Here is a 12,081-nt window from a genome sequence, read left to right as displayed (position 1 = left end):
ATTTTTAAGAAATCACCGCTGGTCGTCGCAGACGTTTATTTTTATAATGACTATTCAACAAAACAACAGAGGACCAACGGCACATGACAACCGATGTCACGCGTTGCGCAAAGAAAAGCCGTGGCCGACCAAAAGTGTTCGACAGGGATGCGGCGCTCGATAAGGCCATGACGCTCTTCTGGCAGCATGGGTATGAAGCCACGTCGCTCTCCGACCTGGTGGAAGCAACGGGCGCGAAAGCCCCTACCCTGTACGCAGAGTTCACCAACAAAGAAGGCTTATTCCGGGCCGTTCTGGACAGATACATCTCGCGCTTCGCGGCAAAACACGAAGCCCAGCTATTCTGTGAAGAAAAAACGGTTGAGCAGGCATTGCAGGATTATTTCTGCGCAGTCGCAACCTGCTTTACCAGTAAAGACACGCCCGCGGGCTGTTTTATGATCAACACCTCCGCGACCCTCGCGGCATCGTCGAAAGAGATTGCCAACACGGTCAAATCGCGCCATGCGATGCAGGAGGAGACGCTCAGCACGTTTCTGGCTCAACGCCAGCAGCGCGGTGAAATTCCGGCGCATTGCCGTCCGCAGGAGCTGGCCCAGTATCTGAGCTGTATTCTACAGGGGATGTCCATCAGCGCCCGTGAAGGCGCGACGCTGGAAAAACTGCAGGGGATTACGCAAATAACGCTGCGCCTGTGGCCTGAACTTCTTAAACTCTGACGCAAAAAAAAAAGCTCCTCAGCCTGAGCGCATGAGGAGCTAAGTTCAGAGAACATCTTTTTTACACTTTGTTATTCAGTATCAGCTGACCATTACTGTCGAGAGGGATCTGCGTACCAGGATCTTTATCCATGCGGATTTTGCCCTGCTGATCGCCAATTTTGTAGATTACGTCGTAGCCCAACATTTTTTCAGACTTGTCATACACGGTTTTACAGCGCTGCTGCGTTGTGGTGTAGGTATCATTTTCCTGCATCGCGCCCTGCACCTGGTTACCGGCATAACCGCCACCCAGCGCACCAACTACCGTCGCGACATCCTTACCACGGCCACCACCAAACTGATGACCAATCACCCCACCAGCAACCGCGCCCAGCACGGAGCCAGCGATACGGTTTTCATCCTGAACCGGACGACGATGGGTGACAGAAACATTACGGCACTCCTGACGAGGCGTCTTGACCGTCTCTTTGATCGGTGTAGCGGAAACCACCTGCGCATACTGCGGGCCACGATCAAGTACGTTCAGACTGGCAACGGCAGCCACACCTAACGCAGCTGCGACGCCAATCCCTATACCCGCCAACATTGATTTATTCACGGGACTTCCTCCTTTGTTGCAATTGGTAGCAATTTTGCAGCGCAATAAACGCTTCGCCAATAAGATAAAGGATCAAAAAACCGCGGGATGAGCTGGGATAGTGTCTGTTTAAGAGAACTCTTAAGCGTCAGGAGCGAAATGCACAGCATGATGTGCTAAGAATTCCCTCCGGAGAGCCCGGAGGGAGGGAGAAGTTAGTGCAGCTTCAGGCGTGGGCGGATAACGCGGTTGATGCGGCCGACCAGCATCATCAGGCCGGTTTTGAAGTAGCCGTGCAGCGCAATCTGGTGCATACGGTACAGAGAAATGTACACGAAGCGGGCGATGCGCCCTTCCACCATCATGGAGCCGCGCATCAGGTTGCCCATCAGGCTGCCCACGGTGGAAAAGTTTGAGAGCGACACCAGAGAGCCGTGGTCTTTGTAGACATAGGCTTTCATTGGTTTGCCTTTCATCTGCGCCAGGATGTTATGCAGCACGAGGCTTGCCATCTGGTGCGCGGCCTGGGCGCGAGGAGGCACAAACCCGCCTTCCGGACGCGCGCAGGAGGCACAGTCGCCGATAGCGAAGATGTCCGGATCGCGCGTGGTTTGCAGCGTCGGCTCTGTCACCAGCTGGTTAATGCGGTTTGTCTCCAGCCCACCGATATCTTTCATGAAATCAGGCGCTTTGATCCCCGCAGCCCAGACCATCAGGTCGGCCTGGATGTATTCGCCGTCTTTGGTATGCAGTCCGCCCTCATCCGCGCTGGTCACCATGGTCTGGGTCAGCACGCGCACGCCCAGTTTGGTCAGCTCGTTGTGCGCCGCTCCGGAAATACGCGGCGGCAGCGCAGGCAGAATACGTTCACCTGCTTCCACCAGCGTCACATTCAGCGCTTCATTAGTCAGCCCTTTGTAGCCATAGCTGTGCAGCTGTTTGACCGCATTGTGCAACTCCGCCGATAATTCAACGCCCGTTGCGCCGCCGCCCACGATAGCAATGTTAACCTTGCCGTTAGCACCCATGTTGTTGGTGTACTTCAGGAACAGGTTAAGCATCTCCTGATGGAAACGACGCGCCTGATGCGGGTTATCCAGGAAGATACAGTGCTCTTTTACGCCTGGGGTGTTGAAATCATTGGACGTACTGCCCAGGGCCATCACCAGCGTGTCATAGGCCAGCTTGCGCTCAGGAACCAGCAGCTCGCCTTTATCATCACGCAGCTCAGCCAGCGTGATGGTTTTATTTTCACGGTTGATGTCCACCACCGAACCCAGCTGGAACTGGAAGTGGTGGTTACGCGCATGCGCCAGATAGCTGAGCGCATCCACGCCCTCATCCAGCGACCCGGTCGCCACTTCGTGCAGTAACGGCTTCCACAGATGACTGTGGTTACGATCCACCAGCGTGATTTTGGCTTTCTTACCGCGACCCAGTTTCTTACCCAGCTGCGTCGCCAGCTCCAGTCCGCCAGCACCACCGCCGACAATCACTATCTTTTTCAATGGCGTAGTCAACGTGACCCCCTCAAATTATTAACCAATTGTTAATTAAAAGTTATATAAATAACCCTTAATTAACAACAGGTTACTGCGATGAAACCATTCAGATTCATTGAGAATAGCACGTCAGGCGCATTGGTCATACCAAAATTGATATGTATCAAGTTTTGATGGTTTAAAAGTAGACAACTCTGACAAAAAAGAGGCCCGGCACGCTTTCACGTACCGGGCCTTTGTCATGTTCAGGGAGTTCAGCCTAGCGTTTTAAAGGCCTTAATACGCTGCAAGTGCGGGGAAATATTTTTGAACTTGTGGGTCTGCTCTTCGTCCCAGACAATTTCGTAGTAATGATGCAGAAGTTCGGCAGCGCGGGAGCTGTCCAGCGCTTCATCGTTGCGGGAGAGGATCGCCAGACACCGGTCGCGGTTCTTTTCGCGGAAATTGCTCACGCATTTTGTTGCGATATCGGCGTACTCTTCCGGACGGTCAATCTTGCCTTCCATGTTTTCGTTTGGAAACAGGTTAGGATTAAAAATGACCTGACGGATATCGCACAAAAAACCGATGCGCTCTGCCCAGTATCCCCCCAACCCCACGCCGCAGATCAGCGGACGATCGTCGATATTGAGCTGCAACATTTTGTCCACTTCTTTAAGCAGATGCTGCATGTCATGTTTCGGATGACGCGTGCTGTAACTGATCAGCCGGACATCCGGATCGATAAACTGCAATTGCAGCACTTTCTCATGATTACCAGGACTGTTTGAGTCAAAACCGTGTAAATAAATGATCATCGTCTCACCACGCTACGCCTTCCGGGATGAATTAAAGGGCTGCTTTATGTGCCTGCCAGCGCTCGTTCAGGGCTTCAAGCCGGGCGTTTACCGTTTTCCAGCGCGCCGAGTCCATCAGCTCCTGACGACTAAATGAACCTTTATGATACAATTGTGTAACACGTTCAGCATTGATCGGCGACAGGTTATCCAGCACGCTCACCGCCCCTTTACGATTATTGCAGACGAGGATCATATCGCAACCCGCATCCAGCGAAGCCTGCCCACGTTCGGCATAGCTTCCCATGATCGCCGCCCCTTCCATGGATAAATCGTCAGAGAAAATAACGCCATTGAAGCCCAACTCCTGACGCAGCACGGTTTTAAGCCAGTGCGGAGAGCCGCTGGCCGGACGCGGATCAACGTCACTGTAGATGACGTGCGCAGGCATAATAGCGTCCAGCTTGTTATCGGTAATCAGCGAGCGGAAAACAGACATATCTTTAGCGCGAATGTCTGCTTCCGGGCGCGGATCGCGCGGGGTTTCTTTATGGGAATCCGCCGTCACCGCCCCGTGGCCCGGGAAATGCTTGCCGGTGGTTTTCATGCCCGCATCGTGCATACCGTCAATGAAGCGCGTCGCCATTGCCAGCGCGATACGTGGATCGTCATGATACGAACGCTCACCTATTGCCGCACTAATGTGTCCTACGTCCAGCACCGGGGCGAAGCTGATATCGATATCCATGGCGATCATCTCGCTGGCCATCAGCCAGCCTGCGTCCTGCGCCAGTTGACCGCCCTCTTCAGCACCCAGAAGCGCAGCAAAAGATTGTGCGGCGGGTAAACGCGTAAACCCTTCGCGGAAACGCTGCACGCGTCCACCTTCCTGGTCGACGGCCACCACCAGGCGATTGCGTGACGCCGCGCGGATCTGGCGAACCAGCTCGCGCAACTGCGCCGGATCGTGATAATTGCGGGTGAAAAGAATCAGCCCCCCTACCAGCGGGTGCGCCAGAATTTCGCGCTCTTCCGCATCAAGCTCAAACCCTTCAACATCCAACATTACTGGACCCACACCAACCTCTCTTATCCTTTCGTTTGTAACTGACGCCAGGCATCATTTGCCAGCGCAATAAATTGTTCGTCATCTGTCTGCTGAAGGCGCATTTCAAACCATCCCGCCATCAGCATCAGCACCCACGGACGCCAGCGCGCGACCTGCCGCGCAAGGGTGAGTACATTTATGTTGGCGTTTCGGGCATAGGCGGTTATCAGCTGCACGCGCGAAGCCTCATCAGGCATCCAGACCGCAGCGAGTTCAAGCGCCACGTCACCGTCCCCGGCATATTCCCAGTCGATAAGTTTCTCGCCCGCCGTGGTATGAACGATATTCCCCGCATGGACATCCATATGCAGCGGCGCCAGACGTAACGCCTTCGGCTCTCCCGCTTTACGCAGCCGCTTAAGCTGCGCCAGCCAGAAGGGCGTGCGTCGTCCAGGCGCAGCCTGCTGCCAATAGCTATCCAGTAATGGAAGTAACGTCACCTGCCAGCCCAGACGCGGCTGTCGATGCAGATGATACAGCATGGCTGCCAGCGTGGGCGTATCGGGAAGCTCGCTTTTGATCTCACCCGCAATAAACGCCACCGCCATCCAGTCCCTGATAAAGAGATGAGGTTTCGGGGCAAGGTCGGCGGGAAGGCGCTTCAGGGCGCGGAACTGGCGACGAAAATGGGCGGCAGGCGCGGCGGCATCGTGATGCTGACGTAAAACCAGCCGATGGTCGCCACGCTCAATAATGCAACTCGCGCCGCCAAGCCCGACGGGGGCTTGCGGCGCGATAACACGGTACTGGGGGAAATAACGCGTCAGGACATCATGACGCGTGCGCTTATTGTTGCGTAACGGCACCTTTACCTGACCAGATAATTTCGCCGGTTTGAACCAGCATTAACTGCATCTGCAACGACGGCGTGTTCACGTTGCCTGTCGCGTTAGAATAAAGGACATACTGCGCGCCAACGTTGCGGGCGATACCAATCGCTTTACTGCGCGAACCCAGGCTGTCCTGAGGCGACAGACCAAGCTGTTGCTTAGCGACCGCGAGCTGCTGGGCTGAGACCAGCGTAAATTTACCGTTGTTTGCCAGCGCGTTGCGCAGGGTTTCCGTCGCTTCTCCCGCATTCAGGGAACCGTTTGTACGGTTGTTCACGCTGTCCACCAGCAGCACACTGCCAGGCGTAACGCCCTGTGCCTGCAACATTTTGCCCACCATCGGCTGCATCGCGCCGTTCCAGTCATAGTGCCGCACTCGCGGCGCAGGCTGCGCGGTATCGTCCGGATGTTCGATCGGGCCAGGCTGCGCAGGAATAGTCGGTACAGACGGCACGGTTGGAACAGGTTGCGCAGGTGTTGTTGGCTGTTCCGTTCCCGGCTTCGCCTGATCCACCGGTGCAGGTTCTTCCGTTCGCGTCACACAGCCTGCCAGAAAGAGTGCGAACGCACTCAGGAGCGCATAACGGCTCATTGTTTTAATCAAGGTTCACTCCTTACAAATAAAGATAAAGTCTCACCTTATGTGCACCCAGATAGCTGGCGCTGCCGTAGAGCGTGACCGACGATCTTGCCGGGACCGTCACGCTACGCGGCGCCTCAAGCGGGTGCATCTCAAGACCTCTCACGTCATACCAGTAGAAGCGATAATGCACCGTCACTGGCTCTTGCCTTTCGTTATAGAGCGTAGAGGAGGCAGAAGACTGGATTTCGCTTATGGTCAACGAAGGATTTTCCGCCGTGATGCCCGCAGCAAGCACTGAGGACTCCATCACCAGCGTCTGTTCTTCACTGACCGGGATGGCGGGACGCGCGCTGCACCCAACCATTACCAGCGTCACGATCAGCGCTGCAATACGCCCAGTTAACATATTAAAGACCTTTATGTGCCAGCATCGGTCCCAGTGGACGTCCACCCAGAAGATGCATATGAATATGATAGACTTCCTGGCCGCCATGGCGATTACAGTTCATGATCAAACGGTATCCATCTTCAGCAATCCCTTCCTGCTCAGCAATTTTCGCGGCCACCGTAAGCATACGGCCCAGCGCCACTTCATGCTCGGTTTTAACGTCATTGACGGTCGGAATCAGAATATTGGGAATAATAAGGATGTGCGTCGGCGCCTGGGGAGAAATGTCGCGGAAAGCCGTGACCAGTTCATCCTGATAGACAATATCCGACGGAATTTCGCGGCGGATAATTTTACTGAAAATCGTTTCTTCAGCCATGACCTTTTCCTTTTAAGTTTAATCTGGCGTCGTGCGTCCGTTGTTAACACACATTGTCTGTTTTACTGTGTGACACAACACAAGAGTATGAGCGAGTTTCTCCTGTCCTTTCAACCTCCTCCCGTGATTTCTTTCCTGATTATCGCCCATCTGGCTGAAGAGGCATCGCTTTAGGACATTTCTTTTCTGAAACCTGATTTCAGTTCATCCCGAAACATCTGTTTACAGCGTTAATCACAATGCGTATATTTCGCATTTGCATTTTCATGCGCATTTTTAACATAGAAAACGACGTCAGCCCGTGCTAGCGGGACTGTCGCGCACTACCTTCACCATTCACTAAGGGTTTGATGATGTCTTTCATTAATCACACCAGGGATGGGCAACGTCAGCCTGCCGCAACACCTTCGTTGCTGGCCGCCTGCATTGCTATGGCATTGACGCCAACCACCGCTTTCGCTGCTTCAACAGCCGAAGATACCGTCGTCGTTGATGGGGGTTTTGATAACACACAGGATCTTTCTGCCAGCCAGGATCAGGATTACAGCGTAAAAACCACCACCACCGGCACCAAACTGTTGCTGGTTCCCCGCGACATCCCACAGTCCGTCAGCGTTATCAGCCAGCAACGTATCGCTGACCAGAATCTGCAATCCATCGGCCAGGTGCTGACGAACACCACGGGCATTACGGCGCAGGTGCAGGACAGCGATCGTACCGTATTTTACTCACGCGGATTTTTCGTCAGCAACTACGCCTATGACGACCTTCCAACGTCCATCAGTGAAGTGTGGAACTTTGGTGATACGGCCGCCGATACCGCAATTTATGACCGCATTGAAGTGGTCCGCGGCGCCACAGGCCTGATGTCCGGGACGGGCAACCCGGCGGCGTACGTTAATATGGTGCGCAAGCATGCGGACAGCCAGGAATTTAAAGGCAACGTCTCCGCCAGCTATGGCAGCTGGGACAAGCAGCGTTACGTGCTGGATCTCCAGGCGCCGCTGGTGGAATCAGGTAAGGTACGGGGTCGTCTGATCACGGGTTATCAGGACAACGACAGCTTCGTGGATAACTACCACTACCGGAAGAAATTCCTCTACGGCGTGATGGATGCAGATGTTACCGACAGCACGACCCTCTCTGTAGGGTATGAGTATCAGGAAAGCCATACCGCCGACCCAACCTGGGGCGGGCTGCCGACCTGGTACAGCGACGGAAGTAAGACCAACTACAATCGCAGCCAGACCGTCGCGCCTGACTGGGCCTATTCAGATAAAGACAGCACCCGCATCTTCGCTAACCTGACCCAGCGTTTCGATAATGGCTGGGAAGCGCACATCAACGGCATGCATGCTGAAACCAACTTTGACTCTAAGCTGATGTATATGTCCGGTTATCCGGATAAAGAGACCGGCGCGGGCCTGGTGGGTTACGGCGGCTGGAACCGCGGGGAACGCAAACAGGATGCGGTCGATGCCTTCCTGCGCGGCGGTTTCGATCTCTTTGGCCGTCAGCACGAGATGATGTTCGGCGGCAGCTTTAGCCGTCAGCGTAACCATTACGACAACACCATGCCGGATGCAGTATACGGCATGGTTGATGTCGGCAACTTTAAGAACTGGAACGGGAACATTGCCGATCCGCAGTGGACGCCGTGGAAACTCTACAGCAAGGATGATATTCGCCAGTCTTCAGCCTATTCCTCTGCGCGTTTCTCACTCGCCGATCCGTTGCACCTGATCCTGGGGGCGCGTTACACCCAATACAACATTCGCTATAACCCCGCTGGTTCGCCGAATACACGTCTGGAAAGCACCAAAGATGATGTCACGCCGTATGCCGGCCTGGTGTATGACATCAATGAGGACTGGTCGACCTACGTCAGCTATACCTCTATCTTCCAGCCGCAGGATAAGCGCAATGCCAGTGGACGTTATCTCGACCCTACCACGGGTAAAAGCTACGAAGCCGGGGTGAAGGCAGACTGGTTTAATACCCGCCTCACCACCTCGCTGGCGATTTTCCGCATTGAGCAGGATAACGTGGCCAGCAACACGTATACCTACATGCCGAGCGGTGAGTCGATTTATGAATCGCTGGACGGGGTGGTCAGCAAAGGGGCCGAGTTTGAGCTCAACGGTGCACTGACCGATAACTGGCAGCTGACCTTTGGCGCGACGCGTTACATTGCAGAAGATAAGAATGGCAACGCTGTCAGCTCCGATCAGCCGCGCACAACCATGAAGTTGTTCACTCGTTATCAACTGCCAATGCTGCCGGAACTGACCGTGGGCGGTGGCGTAAACTGGCAGAACAAAGTGTGGACGGACGTGGAAGGCGGTCCGGCAGGACGTTCCCGCGCGGAGCAAGGCAGCTATGGGCTGGTGAACCTGTTCAGCCGCTATCAGGTCACCAAAGACTTTGCTGTTCAGGCTAACGTCAACAACCTGTTCGACAAAGAGTATTACGACTACGTCGGATCGTATGTAGTGTATGGCGCGCCACTGAACGTTTCGGTGAGCGCGAGCTACGATTTCTGAGTATTAAGCCCGGTGGCGCTGCGCTTACCGGGCCTACCCATCATCATGGACGGGTAATGTATACCCGCCACCCCGCGTCACAAACCGCACCAATAAAAAAGGCATCCATTCGGCTGCCTTAGTCTCCCCAGATCACAGCTTAGTTGTTGCGGATGTACTCATCCATTTCGGTTTTCAGGTTATCGGATTTCGTTCCGAAGATTGCCTGAACACCAGAACCTGCAACAACGACGCCTGCTGCGCCCAGTTTTTTCAGACCCGGCTGGTCGACTTTCGCAACGTCGGCAACGCTCACACGCAGACGAGTGATACACGCGTCCAGGTTAGTGATGTTCTCTTTACCGCCGAAAGCAGCAACCAGAGCAGGTGCCATTTCGCTGGTCACACCGGCTTTGCTGTCTTCCGTTGCATCTTCACGACCCGGCGTTTTCAGGTCCAGTGCTTTGATCAGCACGCGGAAGACGGTGTAGTACACCACTGCGTAGCCCGCACCCACGATAGGGAACAGCCACAGCTTGCTGCTGTTACCGGACAGAACGATGAAATCGATCAGGCCGTGAGAGAAGGACGTACCGTCACGCATACCCAGCAGGATACAGATTGGGAATGCCAGACCTGCCAGTACCGCGTGGATGATGTACAGGATCGGCGCAACGAACATGAAGGAGAACTCGATCGGCTCGGTGATACCGGTCAGGAACGAGGTCAGCGCTGCGGAGATCATGATACCGCCCACTTTTGCACGGTTCTCTGGTTTAGCAGAGTGCCAGATAGCAATTGCAGCGGCCGGCAGACCGTACATTTTGAACAGGAAGCCACCAGACAGTTTACCTGCCGTTGGGTCGCCCGCCATGTAGCGTGGGATGTCGCCGTGGAACACCTGACCTGCTGCGTTGGTGTATTCACCAATCTGCATCTGGAATGGGACGTTCCAGATGTGGTGCAGACCAAATGGTACCAGGCAGCGCTCAATGAAGCCGTAGATACCGAACGCCACAACCGGGTTCTGGTAAGCTGCCCACTGAGAGAAGGTCTGGATTGCCGTACCGATTGGTGGCCAGATGAAGGACAGGACCACACCGGTGAAAATCGCGGCCAGACCAGAAATGATCGGCACAAAACGTTTACCCGCGAAGAAGCCCAGATACTCAGGCAGCTTGATGCGATAGAAGCGGTTAAACATATACGCTGCAATCGCACCGGAGATGATACCACCGAGAACACCGGTGTCCGCCAGGTGCTTAGCGGCAATCTCTTCAGCAGGTAAATGCAGTACCAGCGGCGCAACCACAGCCATGGTTTTCACCATGATGCCGTAAGCAACAACGGACGCCAGAGCGGAAACACCGTCGTTATTGGTGAAGCCCAGAGCAACACCGATAGCGAAGATCAGCGGCATGTTAGCAAAAACAGAACCGCCTGCTTCGGCCATCACGTGGGAAACTACGGCTGGCAGCCAGCTGAAGTTTGCAGAACCGACACCCAGCAGGATACCTGCGATAGGCAGTACGGATACTGGCAGCATCAGCGATTTACCGACCTTTTGCAGGTTAGCAAATGCATTCTTAAACATAATTGAGAGTGCTCCTGAGTATTTGTGCTTTTTTTTACGTTTTCACGCATTGGCCCGGGGGGAGTACCGCGCCGTGGACAGGACATCTAAGCGCCCTTTATTTATTACACAGAGTAAAATAATTCCCTCTGAGTTTGTTTGACGGCTATCACGTTTCAGTTCAAGACGGCCAAAAAACTTGCAGATATTTACATAAAGCATGTCTGGATGTGTCTAAAAACGCCATCACCGCCCCGAATGAGGCGGTGAACTTTACTCGCTTTACTTATTAATTACGAGCCTAAAAATAACAGGTGTATCAGACAGATTGCAGGCGGGCGGGGTCAATATGGAACAGACTGGCGAAGTTTTCCGTTGTCACGCGAGCCAGTTCTTCAATACTGACACCTTTCAGAACGGCCATATACTCAGCGACATCCCGGGTCATCGCTGGCTGGTTCTCTTTGCCACGATGAGGCACCGGCGCCAGGTACGGGGAATCGGTTTCCACCAGAATACGATCCAGCGGAACATAGCGCGCCGCATCACGCAGTTGCTCAGCATTACGGAACGTGACAATTCCCGAGAACGAGATATAAAAGCCCAAATCAAGCAGCTTACCCGCCGTTTCTCTGTCTTCTGTGAAACAGTGTAGTACGCCACCGCAATCCGTCACCTTTTCTTCCCGCAGGATACCCAGCGTGTCGGCGCGCGCATCTCGGGTGTGAACGATAACCGGCTTATTCAGTTCCCGGCCAATGCGGATGTGGTTACGGAAGGATTCCTGCTGGCGAGGTTTCGTTTCCGGAGTGTAGAAATAGTCCAGGCCGGTCTCGCCCATCGCCACTACGCCCTCTTCTGCGGCAAGACGGCGTAAATCCTCAACGTCGTACGCTTCATCCTGATTCAGCGGATGCACGCCGCAGGAGAAGACGACATTATCGCGCTCGCCTACCAGTTCACGCATGGAGCGGTAACCCGGCAACGTGGTTGCCACGGCCAGGCAAAATTTCACATCGCGCGCGGCGGCTTTCGCCAGCACGTCGTCCACATTTTTATGCAGGGATTGATAATCCAGGCCATCGAGATGGCAGTGTGAGTCGACTAAAAACATAATGTCT

At 54.3% G+C, this 12,081-nt stretch carries 12 protein-coding genes; 2 read left to right on the top strand and 10 right to left on the bottom strand.

The annotated features are described in order from the left end of the window. The first annotated feature begins 83 nt into the window (after positions 1–83). On the top strand, positions 84–719 hold the full coding sequence (locus tag ACQG2Q_RS09305; protein ID WP_023305873.1) for a TetR/AcrR family transcriptional regulator: 636 nt from the start codon (positions 84–86) through the stop codon (positions 717–719). 61 nt (positions 720–780) lie between these two features. Here the strand turns inward: ACQG2Q_RS09305 and ACQG2Q_RS09300 are convergent, their stop codons facing one another. The 8 genes from ACQG2Q_RS09300 to hinT form a co-directional block, all read right to left on the bottom strand. Beyond that, the gene (locus ACQG2Q_RS09300; protein WP_426759126.1) at positions 781–1,320 is read right to left on the bottom strand and encodes a glycine zipper 2TM domain-containing protein; all 540 of its coding nucleotides are present in this window, start codon (positions 1,318–1,320) and stop codon (positions 781–783) included. Between the two features lie 194 nt (positions 1,321–1,514). After that, positions 1,515–2,819 carry an NAD(P)/FAD-dependent oxidoreductase gene (locus tag ACQG2Q_RS09295; protein WP_017693633.1) on the bottom strand — a complete coding sequence of 435 codons (1,305 nt, stop codon included), beginning with the start codon at positions 2,817–2,819 and terminating at the stop codon, positions 1,515–1,517. A 236-nt stretch (positions 2,820–3,055) separates the two neighbouring features. After that, positions 3,056–3,598: an alpha/beta hydrolase YcfP gene (gene ycfP / locus ACQG2Q_RS09290; protein ID WP_022647750.1), complete on the bottom strand. Its 543-nt coding sequence runs from the start codon at positions 3,596–3,598 to the stop codon at positions 3,056–3,058. A gap of 31 nt (positions 3,599–3,629) precedes the next feature. After that, positions 3,630–4,655 (bottom strand): beta-N-acetylhexosaminidase, encoded by a 1,026-nt coding sequence (gene nagZ / locus ACQG2Q_RS09285; protein ID WP_022647749.1) that lies wholly within the window; start codon positions 4,653–4,655, stop codon positions 3,630–3,632. 11 nt (positions 4,656–4,666) lie between these two features. After that, positions 4,667–5,491, bottom strand: coding sequence for a thiamine kinase (thiK, locus tag ACQG2Q_RS09280; protein ID WP_023305871.1), 825 nt, complete (start codon positions 5,489–5,491; stop codon positions 4,667–4,669). Next, complete coding sequence (gene lpoB / locus ACQG2Q_RS09275; protein WP_085929697.1) at positions 5,472–6,116, bottom strand: penicillin-binding protein activator LpoB; 645 nt, start codon at positions 6,114–6,116, stop codon at positions 5,472–5,474. The genes thiK and lpoB overlap by 20 nt, the downstream gene beginning before the upstream one ends. A gap of 13 nt (positions 6,117–6,129) precedes the next feature. Then, positions 6,130–6,504, bottom strand: coding sequence for a YcfL family protein (locus ACQG2Q_RS09270; protein ID WP_022647747.1), 375 nt, complete (start codon positions 6,502–6,504; stop codon positions 6,130–6,132). A gap of 1 nt (position 6,505) precedes the next feature. Continuing rightward, a complete protein-coding gene (gene hinT, locus ACQG2Q_RS09265; protein ID WP_006809243.1) occupies positions 6,506–6,865 on the bottom strand; it encodes a purine nucleoside phosphoramidase in 360 nt (119 codons plus the stop codon). A gap of 353 nt (positions 6,866–7,218) precedes the next feature. Between hinT and fhuE the strand changes: the two genes are divergently transcribed. Beyond that, a complete protein-coding gene (gene fhuE, locus ACQG2Q_RS09260) occupies positions 7,219–9,408 on the top strand; it encodes a ferric-rhodotorulic acid/ferric-coprogen receptor FhuE (RefSeq protein ID WP_096216805.1) in 2,190 nt (729 codons plus the stop codon). A 139-nt stretch (positions 9,409–9,547) separates the two neighbouring features. Here fhuE and ptsG read toward each other — a convergent pair whose 3' ends face one another. Beyond that, on the bottom strand, positions 9,548–10,981 hold the full coding sequence (gene ptsG, locus ACQG2Q_RS09255) for a PTS glucose transporter subunit IIBC (protein WP_006809245.1): 1,434 nt from the start codon (positions 10,979–10,981) through the stop codon (positions 9,548–9,550). Positions 10,982–11,279: 298 nt separating this feature from the next. Next, positions 11,280–12,074 carry a metal-dependent hydrolase gene (locus tag ACQG2Q_RS09250; RefSeq protein ID WP_023299800.1) on the bottom strand — a complete coding sequence of 265 codons (795 nt, stop codon included), beginning with the start codon at positions 12,072–12,074 and terminating at the stop codon, positions 11,280–11,282. Between the last annotated feature and the right edge of the window lie 7 nt (positions 12,075–12,081).

It is taken from the genome of Enterobacter cloacae complex sp. 370H10 (assembly GCF_050031535.1).
GTDB lineage: Bacteria > Pseudomonadota > Gammaproteobacteria > Enterobacterales > Enterobacteriaceae > Enterobacter > Enterobacter intestinihominis.
This window is presented reverse-complemented; position numbering and strand designations above follow the sequence as displayed.

What these genes read in the sequence shown, in the direction of transcription:
- ycfP (WP_022647750.1), bottom strand. Translation starts at nt 3,598, where the DNA reads ATGATCATTTATTTACACGGTTTTGACTCAAACAGTCCTGGTAATCAT.
- hinT (WP_006809243.1), bottom strand. Translation starts at nt 6,865, where the DNA reads ATGGCTGAAGAAACGATTTTCAGTAAAATTATCCGCCGCGAAATTCCG.
- ACQG2Q_RS09305 (WP_023305873.1), top strand. Translation starts at nt 84, where the DNA reads ATGACAACCGATGTCACGCGTTGCGCAAAGAAAAGCCGTGGCCGACCA.
- ACQG2Q_RS09250 (WP_023299800.1), bottom strand. Translation starts at nt 12,074, where the DNA reads ATGTTTTTAGTCGACTCACACTGCCATCTCGATGGCCTGGATTATCAA.
- ACQG2Q_RS09270 (WP_022647747.1), bottom strand. Translation starts at nt 6,504, where the DNA reads ATGTTAACTGGGCGTATTGCAGCGCTGATCGTGACGCTGGTAATGGTT.
- ptsG (WP_006809245.1), bottom strand. Translation starts at nt 10,981, where the DNA reads ATGTTTAAGAATGCATTTGCTAACCTGCAAAAGGTCGGTAAATCGCTG.
- fhuE (WP_096216805.1), top strand. Translation starts at nt 7,219, where the DNA reads ATGTCTTTCATTAATCACACCAGGGATGGGCAACGTCAGCCTGCCGCA.